The organism is Coraliomargarita parva (assembly GCF_027257905.1).
GTDB classification, from domain to species: Bacteria; Verrucomicrobiota; Verrucomicrobiia; order Opitutales; family Coraliomargaritaceae; genus Coraliomargarita_A; species Coraliomargarita_A parva.
Genome location: NZ_JAPZEI010000013.1, coordinates 75,584 through 94,831, shown reverse-complemented (window position 1 = coordinate 94,831; position 19,248 = coordinate 75,584). Strand labels below are relative to the sequence as shown.

The 19,248-nt window shown below is 56.5% G+C and carries 16 protein-coding genes; 4 read left to right on the top strand and 12 right to left on the bottom strand.

Annotated elements, in window-relative coordinates:
* Window positions 1–4: 4 nt before the first annotated feature.
* The 5 genes from O2597_RS16915 to O2597_RS16895 form a co-directional block, all read right to left on the bottom strand.
* Window positions 5–784, bottom strand: coding sequence for a carbohydrate-binding family 9-like protein (locus tag O2597_RS16915; protein WP_269526708.1), 780 nt, complete (start codon window positions 782–784; stop codon window positions 5–7).
* On the bottom strand, window positions 781–3,432 hold the full coding sequence (locus O2597_RS16910) for a hypothetical protein (protein WP_269526707.1): 2,652 nt from the start codon (window positions 3,430–3,432) through the stop codon (window positions 781–783). The genes O2597_RS16915 and O2597_RS16910 overlap by 4 nt, the downstream gene beginning before the upstream one ends.
* Before the next feature lie 54 nt (window positions 3,433–3,486).
* Window positions 3,487–4,170 carry a prepilin-type N-terminal cleavage/methylation domain-containing protein gene (locus tag O2597_RS16905; RefSeq protein ID WP_269526705.1) on the bottom strand — a complete coding sequence of 228 codons (684 nt, stop codon included), beginning with the start codon at window positions 4,168–4,170 and terminating at the stop codon, window positions 3,487–3,489.
* Between the two features lie 72 nt (window positions 4,171–4,242).
* Complete coding sequence (locus O2597_RS16900; protein ID WP_269526703.1) at window positions 4,243–4,845, bottom strand: hypothetical protein; 603 nt, start codon at window positions 4,843–4,845, stop codon at window positions 4,243–4,245.
* A 34-nt stretch (window positions 4,846–4,879) separates the two neighbouring features.
* Window positions 4,880–5,665: a DNRLRE domain-containing protein gene (locus tag O2597_RS16895; protein WP_269526701.1), complete on the bottom strand. Its 786-nt coding sequence runs from the start codon at window positions 5,663–5,665 to the stop codon at window positions 4,880–4,882.
* Between the two features lie 575 nt (window positions 5,666–6,240).
* Here O2597_RS16895 and O2597_RS16890 point away from each other — a divergent pair.
* Together O2597_RS16890 and O2597_RS16885 are read left to right on the top strand one after the other, a co-directional pair.
* Complete coding sequence (locus O2597_RS16890) at window positions 6,241–7,056, top strand: IclR family transcriptional regulator (protein WP_269526699.1); 816 nt, start codon at window positions 6,241–6,243, stop codon at window positions 7,054–7,056.
* 68 nt (window positions 7,057–7,124) lie between these two features.
* Window positions 7,125–8,456, top strand: a complete 1,332-nt coding sequence (locus O2597_RS16885) for an FAD-dependent oxidoreductase (RefSeq protein WP_269526697.1) — start codon at window positions 7,125–7,127, stop codon at window positions 8,454–8,456.
* 104 nt (window positions 8,457–8,560) lie between these two features.
* On the opposite strand, the gene O2597_RS16880 is transcribed toward O2597_RS16885, so the two are convergent.
* Window positions 8,561–9,985: an isochorismate synthase gene (locus tag O2597_RS16880; protein ID WP_269526695.1), complete on the bottom strand. Its 1,425-nt coding sequence runs from the start codon at window positions 9,983–9,985 to the stop codon at window positions 8,561–8,563.
* Window positions 9,986–10,244: 259 nt separating this feature from the next.
* Here O2597_RS16880 and sucC point away from each other — a divergent pair, with 259 nt between their 5' ends.
* Window positions 10,245–11,441 carry an ADP-forming succinate--CoA ligase subunit beta gene (gene sucC / locus O2597_RS16875; protein WP_269526693.1) on the top strand — a complete coding sequence of 399 codons (1,197 nt, stop codon included), beginning with the start codon at window positions 10,245–10,247 and terminating at the stop codon, window positions 11,439–11,441.
* 28 nt (window positions 11,442–11,469) lie between these two features.
* Window positions 11,470–12,354: a succinate--CoA ligase subunit alpha gene (gene sucD / locus O2597_RS16870; RefSeq protein WP_269526691.1), complete on the top strand. Its 885-nt coding sequence runs from the start codon at window positions 11,470–11,472 to the stop codon at window positions 12,352–12,354.
* 65 nt (window positions 12,355–12,419) lie between these two features.
* Here the strand turns inward: sucD and O2597_RS16865 are convergent, their stop codons facing one another.
* From O2597_RS16865 to O2597_RS16840, 6 genes are all read right to left on the bottom strand, one after another.
* Complete coding sequence (locus O2597_RS16865) at window positions 12,420–13,985, bottom strand: ArnT family glycosyltransferase (RefSeq protein ID WP_269526689.1); 1,566 nt, start codon at window positions 13,983–13,985, stop codon at window positions 12,420–12,422.
* 40 nt (window positions 13,986–14,025) lie between these two features.
* Window positions 14,026–14,454: a GtrA family protein gene (locus O2597_RS16860; protein WP_269526687.1), complete on the bottom strand. Its 429-nt coding sequence runs from the start codon at window positions 14,452–14,454 to the stop codon at window positions 14,026–14,028.
* Window positions 14,424–15,551, bottom strand: a complete 1,128-nt coding sequence (locus O2597_RS16855; RefSeq protein ID WP_269526685.1) for a glycosyltransferase family 2 protein — start codon at window positions 15,549–15,551, stop codon at window positions 14,424–14,426. The genes O2597_RS16860 and O2597_RS16855 overlap by 31 nt, the downstream gene beginning before the upstream one ends.
* Entirely contained in the window at window positions 15,502–17,040 is a 1,539-nt protein-coding gene (locus O2597_RS16850) for an ArnT family glycosyltransferase (protein WP_269526683.1), read from the bottom strand. Before O2597_RS16850 ends, O2597_RS16855 begins: the two co-directional genes overlap by 50 nt.
* Before the next feature lie 86 nt (window positions 17,041–17,126).
* Window positions 17,127–18,554: a sensor histidine kinase gene (locus O2597_RS16845; RefSeq protein ID WP_269526681.1), complete on the bottom strand. Its 1,428-nt coding sequence runs from the start codon at window positions 18,552–18,554 to the stop codon at window positions 17,127–17,129.
* A complete protein-coding gene (locus tag O2597_RS16840; protein ID WP_269526679.1) occupies window positions 18,551–19,228 on the bottom strand; it encodes a response regulator transcription factor in 678 nt (225 codons plus the stop codon). Before O2597_RS16840 ends, O2597_RS16845 begins: the two co-directional genes overlap by 4 nt.
* Between the last annotated feature and the right edge of the window lie 20 nt (window positions 19,229–19,248).

Below are 19,248 nucleotides of genomic sequence, written 5' to 3'. Positions count from 1 at the left end.
CCGGCTACTCCGCCAGGACCAGCCAGCCATAGGCCTCGGGGCGGTGTGGATGCGGGAATGAATATCCCGGATGGGTCCAAATGCTGAACCGATCCTTCCCTGCGTCCGGGGAGGACCGGTCCCAGCGGGCAAAGTTGGCGCGCAGCGAGTTCCCGGCGGTGGCTCCGGGTGGCAGCTTTTCGTGTCCGACCTGGAAGAAGCTCATGAGGGGTGCCAACGAGGCCAAAGGGATCTTGATTTCGACCCGGTACCCGGAGTCCTCGTCGCCGGCGGACAGAGCTGAAGCCACAATAACGGCACCACTCTCAAACCGGTAATTGATCCAATCCGTATGCCGATAGTAGTAATCGGCCAAGGTCCCGAGCGCATTAATTTCAAAACAGGCCGTATCCGATAGACGCTCCGCCGGAGCTCCAAAGAATAGCTCCACACAGTCATCCCGAAAGGTTTGGCCATCGTGGTCCTTGCATCTAGCGAGCACCTCGGCATCTTCACAATCAAAAGCGATGTAGAGCGCCAGTCCGTCGTGCATCAAGGATACCCGTGTTGCCTGTGTTTTCGGATGTTCGGATGCACTCCAAAAATCCTGTAACTCGACAACGGCCGCAAGTCCCCATGCGGAATTCCGGCCCGCTCCGTCCAGCTCAACAGGACGGGTCAGTTTCGGTACCTGTACAACCGGTAAGGGCTCGGTGGCAGCGGATAGATCCGCAGCGCCCGCCCGGCCAAGCCCCGATAGGCACAGCCAGCCCCCAAGTGTAAGCAATACGCCACTTAGCTTCATTCCTTTATATTGATACTGATCGCGTCCACATCCAAGCTTCCAGTCGAAGCAAGCACACCGGGAATCTCGTCATCATTCATGGCGATTCGCAGGAGCATATTATCCGCACCCTCTGCAGGCATCTCAAAGGCAAACTCGGCTTCAACCCATTCGCCCGCAGTATCTTTGAGCACAAAGGATTGACGCCCCTCCAGCTCGTGAAGGACGTCGTCCTGCCTTTTAAAACGCATGAGGGAAACACTGCCGGAAGGAACCCCCTCCGGATTGTTGGAGCGATAACGGAGCCGGAGCATCCCCTTCGGGATGACGCGAAGGCGCCGGTCGATACGGACGGCCTGCGTATCGTCCTTTGGGGCCAAATGTGCGAAGGCATCACGTCCGTCGACCAGGTGGCTGACACGATCCTTCCGGTTCATCACCCACAGGACCCGTTCGGAGAACTGCTCCTTGAAGACATGGGACGCTCCCGGACGGTAGCGCATCTCAATCGGGAGCTCGTAGACTTTCGTTTCATTTTCGAAGATGGTGGGCGCCTCGAGGTCATCGTAGCCCGTTGCACGTGGGTTGATAAATAAGAGCCCCCGGCGATCGTCACGCGTATAGTCGATACGCCCCGGTTGATCACTGGCACCAACCGGGATCCCGGAAAACCCTTCGACCGATCCATCGGGCAAATAAGCCGCGTAGGACCGTGCCGGCAGTATGATGTCACCAAAGACAGGGAGCGTCCACGGCAACTCATCAGCCTCGCGATTCACCACCACGGTCAGGCCGTTTTCGTAAATGATTTTCATCCGGACAAAGAAAGGCGTCGGATCCTGACCGTCCAGCAGGAGCTCTTCCAACGTCCACCACCCAACAGGTGTCTCATAGTAGATATCCTTTACGGGTTTGTTCACGTAGTAGCGCTGAAGCAGGCCCACGGTCATGGCCTCGGTCAAGGCCTTGTCAGGCTGCATTCCATCGGCACTTAGATAGTCGAGATAGGCACCGTTTCCATAGGCGATGGTCATTGCTCGATAGTCGTCAGAGCCCGGCCCCCAGGGAGCGGCATACATCCCATTCCCCAGATTTTGACCATTCGTCCCTCCATAGGGTGGCGCATAGAAATAACGATAGCCGAGCCCCATTCCGAAGTAAGTGGTCAGGTGATGCAAACGTCGGAGCTTAAACTCCGGCGTGATCATACGCTTGTAGCCTTCGAAAATGCCGTAATCGCCGGAGTCCACATACTCCCCGATTAGGAACTGCCCGTTGAGCGTCTCCGAAAGCAGCGGTCCGCCCACCGTTTCCTTGATTAACAGCGCTTGAGCACGCAGGGCGTTGCGGGCGCCGCGGATGGTACCGGATTCCGGATTCTCCTCGCTGTATTCCACATAGGGTAAGGCCGCGCCGCCGGAGGTCAACTGGTCCGAGAATGTCGCTGTCGTCTCCAGAGCCTCTTGGATCCAAGTTTCCTGTTGAAGAATAATCGGCATCACATCCTGAGGCTGGGTATGCCACTTCGGACTCCCGTCCAGGTTCTTCGCCTGTTTCACGGTCTGAAGCGCTGTGTCCTTCCACAATTGATAATTGGTGCGCAGCCCGACCAAGCCCCAACTCTTCATTTGCGCCATCCATGCCTTCAGTTCCTCACTCGTCCCAGCCTTGCGCGGATTGGGCGGCAGTTCGTCCGAGACCGCCAGCGGCAAATGCGAATCAAAACCACCGCCTTGCCAGTTCTGTACGATGGTTAAGCCGTCAACCCACTTTCCCACCGTGCCCTGCAGCCACTCCGTAAAACGCGAACGGTCACTGTAGAGGCCGCCCCAGATATCGACATAGAGCAACTCGCTCATCGCCTCCATATAGGGGCTGGGCGCCTGGGGCACCTCAGGCACGGCATCCCACAGACGCTCGCCCCGAGTGAGACGGAAGCGCTCTTTCAAGGGCAAGCGTCCCCCCTGCTTGAACGCCACGTAGATCATATTGTTGTCCAGGTAGTATTCCGTAAGCGCCTCGACATTTGTATTGCCGTCATTCGTAGTGAGCCCGGGGAAATACACCGCATCGATCCCTTCGACCGATTTTGCATTCCTGACATAGAGGTTTTCCGCCCCGCTGGCATTGCCGTAATCCAGATCCCAACGGCCTTGCAGCCAGATGCCGAGATCACGGTTATAAAAGATATTAGGGAAGAGGCTATGCTGGGGATAGTCCTCACGATCCCGCTCCGGAATGACAAAGCCGATGATAGTTTCGGCAGCCGAAATATGCCCCGTAGCCACTCCGCCGTACTCGCCGGACATGCCCTCAACCTCCACAGTCAATCCAGATGCATCCGGCTGAACCGAGATCGAGAACTCCGCTCGGGGCGATACGCCGACGACCGCGTAAACCAGTTTCGCCTGACCGTCTTTGGCGACCTCAGATGACTGCAACGCCACCTCATACTCGCCGGGCTGCAGAGCTTCCCCTCCATCCACAATGATCGGCCCAAAGCCTGCGACGGGCGACCAGGATACATTGCCATCCGTTAGTACGATCAGGCTTTCCGGATATTGCTCTGGCCGCAGTTCAAAGTTGGCCGGCGCCTTTGCCCATACCGCGGGCGTAAGGCTCAGACCGGCAACAACCGAAAGAATGCTCTTAAAAGAAAATACTGTCATGGTTTATTTGATACGATTCTACAACTGATCCAAAGGGTCCGCATAGCTCGAAGCCTACGGACTGTTCCTCATGTAAAGATTAACGAACTGCCTCAACCCGTGCGCACCACTGCTCTGCAATTCCGGAGTATCCTGGATATTCCGGACGCTACCGTCCGCGAAGGCCACATTCATGCCGCCATCATGCAGAGATAACAGCTTCGCATACACCGCATAGGCTCCCCGGTCATACAGATTCAAGGCATGGGGAAACTCCACCAAGAGCGCGACCCTGTCGGGGTGAGCGATATTGCTCAACAGGATGCCTTTATTGGCCTCCGGTAGATTGATGCCATACATGCTCTCGTTTCCGTACCTGCCCCCCGGATTACACAAGACGGGATTATAGGCATACGAGCGCGCATCTCCGTTGGTTCGTTCAAACTCGTCGCTGGGACATTGCAGGATCGAATTATAAGGAACAATACCGTCTTCCGCCTCGGCAATCATGGAGAGTGCCGCAGCGTCCCAATGGGGCAAGGATTCCCCCGGTAGCTGACCGCCGTTTTGCACGGAGTACATGAGCAGCAACTGCCCCAACTGGCGAAGATTGCTTTGACAGACGGACGTATTGCCCGCCTCGCGCACACGTCCGACCGCGGGGATGAGAATCGCCGACAAAACACCAAGGATCGCAATGACAGCGAGCAGCTCGATCAGGGTGAATCCTCGACGATGGAATGGAGATGGAGATAACATGAGGCTCGAAATGAAGGTACATGCGATGATTCTGGTGAATCACCGCGATTTAACTTTCAAAGATTAGAAGACTTAAGCTCCGGAGATGGGGGCAGTTGCAATCTGAATGGCCCGGATCTGAACAGACCATCCCGCACCCAATGCACGGGCCTGCTCCAGATCATAGCCGCGGATCTTGACTTTAGTCACCGGGGTAGCCGCCGGCACCGCAAACACAACGCTTGCCGGAGTGCCGCGATTATCCGTGGTGGCGGCGGGCGCAACCCGTCCAATTTCAACATCGTACTTACCGTTTCCGCTGTCCCCGTAAACCACCAGGCTTAAGCCGGGACTGAGTACACCGGCATAAGTCAACTGCACTTGCTGAACCTGCTCGCCCACTGGCGCCGCCCAAATGGCTCCACCGCTGGCCCCCACCAAATCGTCATTGGCGGCTACCGCTTTCGGAATATTGACATACAACATCGAAGTATGCGGTTCGACCGTAAACGGACATGGGCTGCCCTCCGGAGCGAACGCATACTTGGCGAAGGCTGGCCGATCCTCCGAGGCTTGGTACCAATTCAAAACCGATGTGTTATAGACATACGATTTCATGGATTCGGCTTGGACCGGTACATTCCAGCCGCAGACCGCGACCAACAAAACCAGCAATAAAGCGGGGCGAGGTTTCATGATAGGATATGACGTTTAGGGTAACCGGGTCTACCTATGCAGACTTCGAGGAAAGAGCGCGCTTACGTTGTACCGCCAGCAGACAGATCACTCCGAGCAGCAGCGCATAGGTGGACGGTTCCGGGACAATGCTGTAGCCGATCGTCAGCGTAGGCAGGTAGCCCTCAACATACTCACCGTTGACCTCGACTTCACGGAAATACGTATTAATCAGGGCTCGCTCCGACAAGTCCCCGACATTGGCAAGGACGTCCAAATACAGGACACCACCGGAACCGACGACCGTGCTCACTTCACTAATGAACGCACTTGAACTCGCGAAGGTCAACTCGGTGCCTCTGACACCTTGCGTGCTGGCCGTAATCGGGGTGCTCAGCTCATTGCCCAAGGCCCCCCCGCCCGTCCATGCAGTACTGCCTTCGCTCGTATTCCAGGTCACACCACCTTCGGTAAACCCTACTGTCAGCGCATACAAAGAGAGATCGACTGTGGCAGCCGTACTACCGGCATCCGGGCCTCGCTGCGTCAGGGTCATCGTTACTGAATCAATTTGGATGTCAGGCCCCAGACCAGCAAGCCCCGACAGATCGAAGGCAAATACCTGTCTCAAATCAGAGGTTCCATTTGTGGTTCCAATGTAGCCATTGAAATTAGTTCCGGTTCCGTAATTGTTGTCCGGCAGGTCCGAGCGAATCATCGAATCCCCACTCGCGGTAATGGAGAGGGTCTGGGCTTGAAGGGCCGCGGACGAGGTCAGGATAATTCCAAAAATTGGAACGAGTATAACTTTGAGGTATTTCATATTTTTGAGGTGTTTCATGGCTGTGATTTTTATGAGGTATCTGATAAATGAGATGGTTTATCTTATGTGGATGTCACCGAGCATCACATTAAGCCTTTATGAACAAAAGAGAATTCAAATGCTCATGAGGCTTTGGGTTTCACGTGTGAAACGCCCGCGGGAAAGGGGCTCTTTTACGCGGCAGCAAGGCATATGGTTTATTAACCACGGCAGGTGAGACGGCGCTCAACCCTCCCGGTCTTGATATCCATGGGAGGGCGGCGGTCCCCAGCCGCCCCAATCTCTCAACCCGCGTTGAATCCAGGGAACAGGTGCTCTAACAGAATTCATCGCATGGCGGTCGGGACGACCGCCGCTACCCGATCGCAGACCGACTCAGTTGATATCGGTGATTTCAGAATCAGGACTCCCAATCGATCCTTCATATCCTGAATTTTCCGATGTCGGCATCTATTTATTCAATAGGGTCGTTCGTCCCGCACGCCATTGCGGTAGTGACGTAAAGACTCATACCGAGCACACAGACACATATCCAATCGATCATTTTGCTGGAATATTAAGTATAAACAGAACATGATCTTGTATATTCAGCGATGCCTCAAGAGACACAGGACAGTGACATCAAATCACCAGGAAGCCCCGCCTTACTCCAGGGCTTCAAAGTCCTAAATGCATTAATCGAAGCCGGCACTGCCCAAGGCATCCGCCAACTGGCGGACAAGACAGGCCTGCCCAAGGCGAGCGTGTATCGACTGATCAAATCGCTTCAGACGATGGGCTATGTCCAGCAGCATACCACCAGTAAACAGTACGCGGTCACCGCCCAGCTCTTTTCATTTATTCAACACCTGACCAGCCATTTTCAGCCCACCAAGCGCGCCACCCTTTTCCTACGGGATGCCGCTCAGGAAGTGGGCCACAGTGTCTACCTGTCCATGCTGATGGGGACACGTTCCTGTGTGGTCGCCGCGTCAGGTCCATTCGGCGATACGGCCGTTCTGGGCACAAGCGGTCCGGCTTATGCCACCGCATGCGGGAAGGCACTCGTCGCCCAATTGGAGTCAAAATACTGGGCTGACTACGCCCCCCCGCCCGAAGCAGCACCGGAAACCCGCTGGACCAATGTCAGCCCGGAACACTTCGTCGCTGAGTTGAAACGATGCAGCGACAAAGGTGTGTTTGTGAGCGAGCGTGAAAACAGCCTGCATTGCGCCATGGCGGCGCCTGTTTACGAACCCGGACGCCCTGCACGTTATGCTCTGGCACTCTTGCTCCCCTATGATGCATGGATCACCGAGGATCGCGATCAGATGCAATCGACCCTGCTTAAACTGGCCGAAGACATCTCCTTAATCATCTCACCACGCATCAAAGACCCGCTCGATCTCCCCATCGCGTTTCATCTATAAAACCCGACTGCTCACCCAGCGGTGTTTAAACTTCTAGTCAAATCCGACGGTGATCATCGTCGTTAGATATGACTATTCAAACCGAATGCCTTGTGATCGGTGGCGGCCCGGCAGGCTATGGAGCCGCGTGGGCTGCATCAGAGATGGGCGTCAAAACCATCATTGCCGAACGCTATGGATTTCTCGGCGGCATGGGCGCTGCGGCCAGTCTAAGCTCTTTCATCAACTATCACCAAAACGGGAATACTGATCTTTCGGACGGCGTCTACCGACGCCTGATTCGAAGATTGCATCAATCCGGAGCCGCCTACCGAGCCGGGGACCCGCATGTCGATTTTCTCGATGTGGAAGAACTCAAGGTCGCAATGGAAGCCTCCCTCGCAGAAGTGGGAACTCGTATCCTCTATCATTGCGCCTTCGACCACATAACTCGAACCGACAATGGCTTCCGGGTCCGCATGCTCGGAAAGGGTGGAGAGATACTCATTCAAACCAGATATCTGATCGACGCCACCGGTGACGCGGACGTCTGCGCCAAAGCAGGCACTCCTGTTTCCTACGGCAAAAACGGCGACAAGGACATGGCTCAACCCATGAGTATGATCGTCCAGTTATCGGGCTTTGATCCCGTCATGTACTCTGATTCCGGATACACGATTGGAGCAAATGGACATGTCTGCGAAACAAGCGGCTGGTCGACGCAAATTGCAGAAGCCCGCGAAGCAGGCGAATGGTCGATCCCCAAGGATAGTATCGCCATGTGGTGGAGTTCCCCCAAAGACCCCTCACATGTTTTTATTAACGGAACGCGCATCCAAGGATTGTTGGGCTGCGATCCGGAGCAATTAAGCAAAGCCGAAACCGAAGGTCGACGCCAGGCACACGAGCTGGCAGCCTTCTTCCGAAAATACATCCCGGGCTTTGAACACTCACACCTACTGTCCACAGGCCCGCAAATCGGTGTGCGCGAGACGCGTCGCATAGTTGGCAATTACACACTCAGCTCGGACGATGTCATCCACGGCCGCTACCCGGCAGACAGTATCGTCGAATGTTCCTACCCCATCGATATCCATGCACCCAAGGGCATCGAAACACAAATTGATGTGCACACAGGCATCCACTACGGCATACCCTATCGTTGCTTAACCATCAGAGGCGAGGACCGCCTTATCGCAGCCGGACGCTGCATCAGCGCCGATCATGAAGCCGCAGGAAGCTTTCGCGTCATGCCTGTCTGTATGTCACTCGGCGAAGCCGCCGGAACTGCTGTCGGCCTGGCAAGCACCAGCGGGCAATCTCTGGAGAAGATGAGCGGCGCTACGGTCCGTCAAACCATGGACCAGCGACGCGGCGCACCTCTGACCGCTCCGGACTCGCACGCCTTCATCCTTTCATAGCAGGCAGACTCACCGATGTCTCGAACAAGCCCTCATACAAGGGTCCTTCGTCAGAAGCTTCCGGTCGCGCGAATTGAGTAAAGAAACTCTTTTGATATCTCCGCTCAGCCCCCCGTCAGCACATCGAGCAGGGCCTTGAGCTTGATTTCGGTTTCGCGCATTTCCTTGTCCGGCTCGGAGCCTTCGACAATTCCGGCACCGGCCATAAGCCGGGCGATGCGGCCTTCGATGAGGGCGGAACGAATCCCGACAATCATCTCCCCGTCGTTCAGGTGGTTGAACCAGCCGACCACCCCGGCGTAGAGACCGCGATCCATGGCTTCCAGTTCTTTGATTTGCGGCACCGCCTGTTCGCGCGGCGAACCTCCAACGGCCGGCGTGGGATGCAGTTCGGCGGCCACATCGAGCAAGTGAACCCCCTCCCCGACTTCGGCTTCAATCCGGGTGCGCAAATGCTGCACATTGGCAAGAGACAGCAAGCGCGGAAATTGGTCCGCCCGGGCGTGAATCCCCACCTTCTCGAGACGGCGCAAAATAGAGTCGCGGACACAGGCATGCTCATGCAGGTCCTTTTCGCTGGTGAGCAGATCACGGGCATAACGCGCGTCCTCGGCGGCCTCCGTCCCGCGCGGCGCCGAACCGGCCAAGGCCACCGTCATTAGTTTGCCGTTCTCGATGCGCAAGAGGCGCTCGGGCGTTGCACCGATGAAGCTGCGGCCGCCCCCCGCACCAAAGGAAAAAGCATAACACCCACTGAAGCGCTCCCGGAGACGATTGAGGGCGTCCAGCGGCTGCCAGTCTTCTTCGCGCTCCAACTCGATCCCACGGGCCAGCACGATCTTTTCGTACTCGCCCCGACCGATCGCCTCGAGTGCCTGCGCCACCGCCTGCGGATAATGCCCCGCATTCAACTCACGGCGCGTACAAGTCCCCGGACTGGTCGCGCGGACCGGCGCATGATCCGGGTAGTCAAAGGCGGTGAATTTCTGGTAGGCCCCCCATACCCGGGCCACGAGCTGGTCCAGGTCCGAATCGGGGTCAATGCGAAGGTTGGCCACCGCTCCATAGTGGCCTTTCGCCTTGGAGACCTGCCAACGGGGCAGGAAAATTGTCGCCGGAGGAAAAATACTGCCTTCGGGTACCGCATCATCAAAGGTAAAAGCGGTGAAGAAATGCGGGCCGGCCAGCGGGACCTCCAGGTCGCCCACCGCGATGGTGTTCTCCAGGATCTCGCGGGCAAAGGCCTTGGCCTGCGCGAAACGATCCGCTCCAGAGAAGCTCGCCGAAACGACCGCCTCCGCCCCGGCCAAGGCTTCGTCTTCACTGGCCCGCTCCACATAGAAATGAAGCTCCTCCGGCTCATAGATGGACTGTAGTACCGCGAGCGGTGCGATGTGCTTCACATCCAGCGTAATACTTGCGATCTGGAAATGCCCCTTCTTACGGGCGGTCTCACGGCAGCCGCTGAGGAATTCTCGCAGTGCCTTCGGGTCGCGCTCCGGCAACATGCTGGATGGGATAATTTGCATAATCTGAAGGAAAGGCTCCAGACGCAGAGCGCAACCCGCAAACGCAGTACGCGCGCGCTAAACAGATTACATGCCACAAGAACCCAATGTCACAGATCTAGACAGCAGACAGCAAGTGGCTTGATACGGGGCATTATCACAGGTGATAAAATGAGGACTTCCCCTTTTCTTTTGCGAAAACAAGGCGAAAGAAGTTGCACTTTACCCGCCTCATTGGCATGCACGGAACTTTCGTGTCATTAACACAAAGCGACGTCATATGAATATCCACGAGTATCAGGCCAAGCGTCTTCTCAAGGACTTCGGCGTTCCCGTCCCACGGGGATATGCCGCACAGACCTCCCGAGAAGTCGAAACCGCTATCTCTCACCTAAGCGACGACGAAAAGATCGTTGTGAAGGCTCAAATTCACGCTGGAGGACGAGGTAAAGGCACCTTCGTTGACGGCTATAAGGGAGGCGTTAAGGTCGTAGACGGCCGCGATGCCGCTCTTGAAGCAGCCGGCCACATGTTGGGCAACACGCTCGTCACCAAGCAAACCGGCCCGAACGGCCGCAAGGTACAGACTCTGTATTTCACAGAGGCCTGTGAGATTGCCCACGAGTATTATCTCGCGATCGTGCTCGACCGCGAAACCGCCCAGTCGGTCATCATCGCCTCCACTGAAGGCGGGATGGACATCGAGGACGTCGCGGAAAAGACTCCGGAAAAGATCGTCCGTGTGCCGATCTCCCCGACCATGGGTCTGCGCCACCACCACTGCCGCCGCGTGGCTTTCGAACTCGGCTTCGAAGGCGACCAGGTCAAGCAGTTCGCTCGTATCCTGACCGGGCTCTACAAGCTTTACTGGGAGAAGAACGCGATGCTGGTTGAAATCAACCCGCTGATCACCACACCGACCGGCGACATCATCGCGCTCGACGCGAAGATCTCCTTCGACGGCAACTCCATCTTCCAGCACCCGGACATCCAACAGCTCCGCGACCTGAACGAAGAAGATCCGAAGGAAGTCGAAGCTTCCAAGCACAACCTCAGCTACATCGCCCTGGACGGCAACATCGCCTGCCTGGTGAACGGCGCCGGTCTGGCCATGGCCACGATGGACATCATCAAGAGCCTCGGCGGCGAACCGGCCAACTTCCTCGACGTCGGTGGCGGCGCCAATGAAGACCAGGTCACCGCTGCCTTCAAGATCATCCTGTCCGACCCGAACGTCGAAGGGATCCTCGTCAACATCTTCGGTGGTATCATGAAGTGCGACGTGATCGCCCGCGGCATCGTCGCAGCGGCCAAGAACGTGGACATCAAGGTTCCGCTCGTCGTCCGCCTCGAAGGCACCAACGTGGAAGCCGGTAAGCAAATCCTCAAGGAAAGCGGCGTTGCTCTGACTCCGGCCGACAGCCTGGTCCACGCTGCCGAGATCATCACCAAGCAAGTCAGCGAGCAGAAGGGCTGAGGTTCATCTTTAAAATAAGGAAATTCCAATGAGTATTCTGGTAAACAAAGACACTCGCCTCGTCGTTCAAGGCATCACCGGTAAGACCGGCACCTTCCACACGCAGCAATGTATCGATTACGGCACCAATGTCGTCGCAGGTGTGACTCCCGGCAAGGGCGGTCAACTCTGGGAAAACAAGGTTCCGGTTTGCAATACGGTCGCTGAAGCGGTCAAGGAACACGGCGCCAATGTTTCCGTGATCTATGTGCCGCCGGCCTTCGCAGGTGACTCCATCCTCGAAGCCATCGAAGCCCAAATTCCGCTCGTGATCTGCATCACCGAAGGTGTGCCGGTCCGCGACATGGCTGAGATCCGCCGCCGTCTCTACTTCCACAACACGAAGACCCGCCTCATCGGTCCGAACTGCCCGGGTATCATCACTCCGGGTGAATGCAAGATCGGCATCATGCCCGGCTACATCCACAAGCCGGGTCGTGTCGGTGTGGTTTCCCGTTCCGGCACCCTGACCTACGAAGCCGTCTGGCAATTGACCCAGCGTGGGCATGGCCAGTCGACCGTTATCGGCATCGGTGGTGACCCGATCAACGGCACTTCCCAAACCGACGCTGTCCGTATGTTCAACGAAGACCCGGACACCGACGCCATCATCATGATCGGTGAAATCGGTGGTAGCGCCGAAGAAGAAGCCTGTGCCTATATCAAGGAGCACGTGAAGAAGCCGGTCGCCGGTTTCATCGCCGGTGCTTCCGCTCCGAAGGGCCGTACCATGGGCCACGCCGGTGCGATCGTCTCCGCCAGCGGAGCCGGTACAGCTGAAGCGAAGTTTGCCGCCATGGAAGACGCCGGCGTCTCCATCGCACGCAACCCCTCCGAGATGGCGGACGCCCTGCTCCGCATCTACAAGGGCTGAGCCGACTAAGGCTTAAAAAGCATTCTCACACAATCTGCCCGTGTGCTTCGGCCCGGGCAGATTTTTTATGCCCGGGGACCGGATTCTGCCAGAGACCGCCCAGCCCCCAACTGACGCGCACCGGTCTCGGCAGGCACTTCCACCGGTTCTTTTTCCCGGTAAAGCTCATAGCGGCGAAAGCTGTCTTCATACTCGAAGGCCTCACGCACCTCCTCCGGAAGGGTCTCAAACCGCCCCTTTCGGATCGCTACGAAATCTCGGGTCCCATCGGACATCAGGGGCCATAAGCCTTGGTTCCGGCCAAGAACATGCGAGTGCCCCCCGGTGTAGAATTCAGCCGAATAACTACGTTCCCCGTAGATATACAAGTCACCGTCCTGCGCATCCTGAAGGCTATTCATTTTAGCGACCAGCCACTTCTGGGTGCCGCGGGGGGCCAAATCCGGCAGGTAAGTATACACGTAATAATTCCATCCATAGAGTAGAAGCGCCACGCAAAGGGCGAACTGGAAGAGCATGGAAAGCATGGGCGACGGCTTGGTCTTGAGCGTACCGGTAAACCGCCACATCTCCATGATCAGGAAGCCGGCCGCCGGCACCCCGGTGAGCACGTAGGTGCGGATGACATTGCTGGCGAAAGTAAAAAACAACAGCGGCGCCACGGTCCAACAGAGCAGGTACAACAGCCACGTGCCCTCCTCGCGGCGTAGCACCGAGAGCAGCTTGCGGAAATGGATTAAGGGCCAGATGAAAAACAGACTCCAGGGCAGCACCCCCGACACCCAGTAAACCCAGATCGTGCCGAAAGCCCGGTGGTGACCGTCACCATAAAGATCTCCCGTCCAACCCGGTTTCGTATATCGGTAAAAGTGTTCCCCAACAAAGAAGTATTGCAGGAAGCCGGGGGTCTTGATCTCCGCCGCCACATACCAGGGCACAGTGATGAGCAGAGCCAACAGTCCGCCGCTCAACCAGGGAAGACGCGACCAGGCGTCGCGCCAGCGACCGGAGAGGAGTACCCATGCGCCAATCGGCAGGCCCGCAAGCACCACCGCGATCGGCCCTTTCGCGAGTAGACCGATCGCCAAGCCCAGAAAGAATCCGTAGCCGGCCCAGTGTGACTGCGTCTCGCCCTCAATGGCCTTCCAAAAGGCAACCATTGCCAGAGTCGTACCGGCAACCATCACCAGATCCGTCATCACCATCGCCATGGATGAAAAGAAGATGCCGGAACTGAAAACCACCACCGTGCCAACCAAGGCATAATCCCGTCCCCGCAAGGCCTCCACCCACCGGAACAAGAGGTACAACATGGCGCAGGCACTGAGGAAAATAAAGATCCGCCCCCCGAATTGGTTTACCCCGAAGAGCTTCATGCCTGCGGCGGCGACCCACGTATGCAGAGGCGGCTTGCCCCAGAATGGAACACCGTAATCGAATTGCGGAGTAATCCAGTCATTGGTCTCCACCATCTTACGTGCGATCTCCGCATAGCGGGACTCCGTCGAGTCGGCGAAGGGCACTTGGATGACCATTAACAGCCGTATAAGAAATAACAGCCCAAGCCCAAGCCAGAGAAAGCGCTTCTGCGCGAGCGATAATTTGAGCAAATGTGGATTGGTAGTCGTCATATTGGTAGAGGGTGAAAATCGCATGAACCACAAGGCACGGTCAGGGAGCGGAAGAGACGGGGCGTCCCCAAAAGACCCAGGTACGGCTGAGCACGAAGGAATAGGCAGCGACCAGAACAATCGCGGAAAGGACCGCCCATTCCGGCCTGATGCCGACGGATTCAGTCAGCAAATAAACCATACCTTCGCTCAAGCAGAGACCGCTCAGCGATACGATCAGGAAACGCTGGATCGTGACCCGCCCCGGCACGCCGTTTCCGCGGAAGCTCCAACGGTCATGCCCGAGGTAGCTAACAAAGAAGGCCACGACGAAGGCTCCTGCATTGGCGAGCAAGGGAGCTTGCCCAAGCTTCAGAAGGAGCAAGGCACACAAGGCATGGACCAGGCTTGCCGCGGACCCGACGCAGGCAAACTTAAAGCATTGCCAAACAAAACGGATCACGACCGGGGCATCTCCTGCTGGTAACAAAACTCTTCCGACACGATATGCCCGGGTCGTGCTTTGACCTCTGAAAAGATCCGGCTCATGTATTCGCCGAGCACCCCGATAGAAAGAATCTGCACACCGCCAAGGAAGCAGATAGCCACAGTCAGGGTCGCCCACCCCGGTACATCCGAACCGAACAACAAAGTACGTAGCGCGATCAACCAGGCATAGCAGATCGAGATACTGGAGATCACCATCCCAACCGAGGTCCACACACGAAGGGGCCAGTCGGAAAATGCAGTCAGGCCGGTCACCGCCAGGTCAAACAAACGCCTGAAGTTGAACTTCGAGGAACCGCTGTTGCGCGCCTCGATCAGCACGGGGATCTCCTTGGTCTTGAAGCCGACCCAACTGTAGAGCCCCTTCATGAAGCGGTTTCGCTCCGGAAGCGATAGGATCGCATTGACCACCTTTCGGTCCATCAAGCGGAAGTCACGCGAGTGTGCCGGAATGGGAACCGATGTCGTCTTATCCATGATCCAATAGAACAGGTTCGAAGCTTTCCGCTTGAGAAAGGACTCATCGTCCCGATCGGCACGGACACCGTAGACCATCTCGCAGCCCTCGTCCCAATGCTCAATGAAGGTTTGGAAATATGAAATGGGTTCCTGCATGTCTGCATCCACGATGATACAGGCCGCGCCCGTGGCTGCTTTAAGGCCGGCGGTAATGGCATTTTCCTTACCAAAGTTACGAGACAGACACAGCACCCTGAGTGGATAAGACCCGATCAGTGACCTGGCTTCTTCTACAGTGCTGTCGGCACTGCCGTCATCCACAACGATGATTTCAAAGTCGCGTCTTAATTTGGTCATTTGGGTCGCAATCCGCCGAATGACTAGAGCGATATTGCCCGCCTCGTTATAAGCCGGCACGACACAAGAGATTTCAGGAATCGTCCGATAAAACTGTCTGGCAAGAAAGTCTTCGTCCGTCGTCACCCCTTCACCACCCACCGCCTGCCTCACCGGTAAATGCACGCGTGCGGATTCGCCTCCGGGGAAGTGGATCACATGTGTCCGGGCGATGTTACTCGAACCGGGCAACTTGCTTCGATTGGCTTGGTATTCTCTTTTCATAGTATAGATCATCTTTCCCAAAAGTTCCTTCGTAATCGAAATGCTCAATAAAGCCTTCCGGGAGCTGTTTGAGCTTACTTTGACGGACCGACAAAAAGTCACGCGTTCCATTCTGCAGGAGGTCTTCCAGGCGCTCTCCGCTTTCGATCGTACGCACACGCCCTGCGGTGTAGAATTCCGCCGAGTAGTAGCGTTTCTTCCAGTAGAACAACTCGCCGGAGTCCGGCTCCCGAATAGATGCCACCCGCTCCACCAAATATTTCTGCGACTTCTTTGAGGCCCCGGCTCCAAGCATCAATAGCGCGATGAAGACCGAGGCAAAGACCAGGGTTGTCGATCCGGCAGTCAGGGCGAAGGCATGAATGACTGTCGACGAGGGAACTGCCCTCTCCGACGCCCGGCTGCGCTGCCAAAGCTCAATCAACAAGTAAGCGGCGGCGGGAATGCCGCTCAAGACATAGGTTGGCAATATATTCGTCGCCAGGGTGAAAAAGACCATAGGCGAAAGCGCCCAACAGAGCAAATAGAGTGTCCACCCGTCCGCCTCGCGAAGCACCCCACGCAAAGCACGCTTCCCCCGTACCAGAGGTAGGACAAAGACAAAACTCCATGGGAGAAAGGACAGGAGCCAGAACAGCCAGATCATGCCCCGCATCCGGGCATGCGCGTTGCCATAAAGATCGCCCTTCCAACCACTATCAAGGAAGCGATGCCAGTGCTCGCCGATAAAAAAGTATTCGAGAAAGCCGGGAGTCTTGAGTTCCGCCGCGACATACCAGGGTACACAGATAAGGGCAGCCAGCAGGCTTCCGGAAATCCAGGGCAGCCGTTTCATCAGATCCAGCCAGCGATTCTGCAAGCCAACCCATGCCACAAGTGGCAGCGCAGTCAGCACCACAGCAACGGGCCCCTTCGCCAGCATGCCGATCGCCAAACCAATAAAGAAGAGGTAGCCGTCACGCCGCTTGCCGGGATCCGTAAGCGCCGAATAAAAACCGATCATACTGAGGCTGGTGCCCGCAATCATGACCAGATCGGTCATGACAGTCGCCCAGGCGATAAAGAACAATGCGGAGCTTGCAAGAACCAGCAGCCCGCCAAGCGCATAATCGCGCCCCTTCTTTGCCTGCACCCAAGGATACAGGAGCGCCATCATACCGAGCCCGGTCAGGAAGATGAAGATGCGGGCGCCAAAATGCCCCACCCCAAAGAGCTTCATCCCTGCAGCCGACAACCAGGTATGCAGCGGCGGCTTGCCCCAGAAAGGCACACCGTAGTCGAACTGCGGCGTAATCCAGTCGTTCGTCTCGACCATCTTCCGCGCAATCTCGGCATAGCGTGCTTCCGTGGTATCCGTAAACGGCACCAGATATACCATGAGTAGCCGAAGTACGACCAAGGCCGCGAATAAGCACCACAGTCCCTTCCGCTGCCTGGAGGTAAACCAATGCTCAGCGGATAATCGATCTTCCTTTGCGCCTTCCATCATTCAAATCATCCCTGCTCCTGTACGAAGCTCGGAATCTTAGGCTGCGCATCATAGCCAAAGGCATATGATAGAATGATGAGAAATCCCTATTTTTCCGGAAAAATCACCGTAATCCGGAATAAATGCCCCACTGAGTCCAATTCCGCCTGAAACTCCAGATCCAGCGTTGACGCTATTTCACGGCACATGGCCAGCCCGAGTCCCGAATGCCCATCCCCCAATGTGCGTGCCCGATCCACACGGTAGAACGGTTCGAAAATCCGCTCCATATCTTCCTGCTTCAACTTAGCGGCAAAGTTTGAGAGCGTGAAACGGCAGCCGGTTTCGGTATCTTCAGTCGCGAGGCTGACTTGGCTGTTCACATCCGCGTGGCTCACTGCATTGCCGATCAAATTACCCACTAAAATTTCCACAAGCGTCTCATCGGTCCGGATCAAGGGCTGGCTGGCATCAAGCTGGCGGTGAAGCTGCAAGCCACGCTCCTTGAGGCGCCGATCCAGCAAAGACAATCTGGCATCGATCATCGTATGTAGGTCCATCGTAGTCAGCTCGATGTGGTCGATCCCGTTGCGCAGCCGGGCAAACCGCGTCAGCCGATTGACCAGAGTCTGCATGGAAACACTGATTTCCAAGGCCTCCGCGATCCGTTCACGGTACTCCGAATCCTTCCGGTCACTCGAAAGCGTCTGTTCCAAAACCGCCATGATACCGGCGATCGGCGTGCGCAACTCATGAGCCGCATTGGCCGAAAACTCGCGTTCACGCCCACGTACCCGGTTGATCCGCCCAAGAAGCTCCCGGTATTTCTGGGTCAGCCCCTGAAGCTCAACCGGAATACCCGCCGGAACCACCAGGTCGTTCATGGTGCGACTCGCGTCCACGCGGGAGATCTCCAGCTCCAACTCGTGAATCGGCCGAAGCGAAGCACGTATGATCAGATGAATCACCAGTAAACAAAACAGCCCGACAAGCAGTAGGCCCTGCAGCAAGACCTGGAAGAGTCCGGAGATACGCGCGTCGATATCTTCGGTCTCCTGTGCGATGACCATGACATGTGGATAGTCTTCCGCCCGGATGACGGCGCTCATCGTATCTTCTTCGACTTTGGGATACATCCTCACTCCCACTGCCCGGGCACGCTTGCCATCGGGCAGTTCACAGCTCGCAAACCGCCGCACATTGAGCGGCCCCGACAATTTGGGCAAATCATGCCCCTCCAAGGCAGGCGAACGCAACACTTGCCCGCTCTTCTCATCCCAGACCTGAATATAATCGGATAAACGACGCTGCGGGTCCTGTTCGATATCCGTCAGCCACTCATTGACAATTTCATCGCCGATGATCTCCAATTCCAGCGACTGCAGTGCCAGCGTCCCAGCCAAGGCCTTATCCACCTCTTCGTACAGAGACGCCTTGACCGTATGGTAGATCACGAAGGCGCCCGAAATCAGAATCAGCGAGACAATGACGCCGATACCGACAACCAGGCGAGTACGGATGGAACGCGATTTCATGCTTGTACGTATTCGAGTAGATAGCCTTGTCCGCGACGTGTCTGAATGTAGGTCCCGCCATCGTCCGATGCCAGCTTCTTACGCAGGTACCCGACATAGACATCCACCGCGTTACTGGAAGCATCTTCATAGTAGTTATACACATGATCCCAAATTTCCTGCCTGGATACCACTTCCCCGGCCCGGTAGGCCAGGTATTCCAGCAAACTGTATTCACGCGATGTCAGCTGAATCTCACTGCCATGACGTGTCACACGCTTCGCGGTCAGATCGATACTGAGGTCGCCAACTTCGACCAGTGCGGCCTTTTTCTCGTACGCTTTCCTCGTCTGTGCACGGACCCGGGCTAATAATTCCTTTAAGGCGAAGGGCTTGACCAGATAATCGTCCGCTCCGGCGTCCAGTCCTTCAATCCGGTGATCGACGGAATCACGGGCACTGATCACAATGATGGGCACACCGGAGCCCGCCTGGCGCAACCGACGCAAGATCGATAGACCGTCCACCTTGGGGAGCATGAGATCGAGCACGATGACGTCATAGTCGTGGTTGCTCGCATACCAGAGCCCTTCGTCCCCACTGGCCGAGGCATCGACCGCATAGTCATGGGACTCCAGCAGCTCGACAACCGACCGGCGCAAGGGTTCATAGTCTTCAATCAGCAGGATACGCATGGTTTGAAGTAAGACTTTGC

Bases quoted from the DNA above. Each gene is read 5' to 3' on its own strand.
- O2597_RS16915 (WP_269526708.1), bottom strand. From the start codon at position 784: ATGAAGCTAAGTGGCGTATTGCTTACACTTGGGGGCTGGCTGTGCCTA.
- O2597_RS16905 (WP_269526705.1), bottom strand. From the start codon at position 4,170: ATGTTATCTCCATCTCCATTCCATCGTCGAGGATTCACCCTGATCGAG.
- O2597_RS16885 (WP_269526697.1), top strand. From the start codon at position 7,125: ATGACTATTCAAACCGAATGCCTTGTGATCGGTGGCGGCCCGGCAGGC.
- O2597_RS16895 (WP_269526701.1), bottom strand. From the start codon at position 5,665: ATGAAACACCTCAAAAATATGAAATACCTCAAAGTTATACTCGTTCCA.
- sucD (WP_269526691.1), top strand. From the start codon at position 11,470: ATGAGTATTCTGGTAAACAAAGACACTCGCCTCGTCGTTCAAGGCATC.
- O2597_RS16880 (WP_269526695.1), bottom strand. From the start codon at position 9,985: ATGCAAATTATCCCATCCAGCATGTTGCCGGAGCGCGACCCGAAGGCA.
- O2597_RS16850 (WP_269526683.1), bottom strand. From the start codon at position 17,040: ATGATGGAAGGCGCAAAGGAAGATCGATTATCCGCTGAGCATTGGTTT.
- O2597_RS16855 (WP_269526685.1), bottom strand. From the start codon at position 15,551: ATGAAAAGAGAATACCAAGCCAATCGAAGCAAGTTGCCCGGTTCGAGT.
- O2597_RS16910 (WP_269526707.1), bottom strand. From the start codon at position 3,432: ATGACAGTATTTTCTTTTAAGAGCATTCTTTCGGTTGTTGCCGGTCTG.
- O2597_RS16865 (WP_269526689.1), bottom strand. From the start codon at position 13,985: ATGACGACTACCAATCCACATTTGCTCAAATTATCGCTCGCGCAGAAG.
- O2597_RS16890 (WP_269526699.1), top strand. From the start codon at position 6,241: ATGCCTCAAGAGACACAGGACAGTGACATCAAATCACCAGGAAGCCCC.
- sucC (WP_269526693.1), top strand. From the start codon at position 10,245: ATGAATATCCACGAGTATCAGGCCAAGCGTCTTCTCAAGGACTTCGGC.
- O2597_RS16840 (WP_269526679.1), bottom strand. From the start codon at position 19,228: ATGCGTATCCTGCTGATTGAAGACTATGAACCCTTGCGCCGGTCGGTT.
- O2597_RS16845 (WP_269526681.1), bottom strand. From the start codon at position 18,554: ATGAAATCGCGTTCCATCCGTACTCGCCTGGTTGTCGGTATCGGCGTC.
- O2597_RS16900 (WP_269526703.1), bottom strand. From the start codon at position 4,845: ATGAAACCTCGCCCCGCTTTATTGCTGGTTTTGTTGGTCGCGGTCTGC.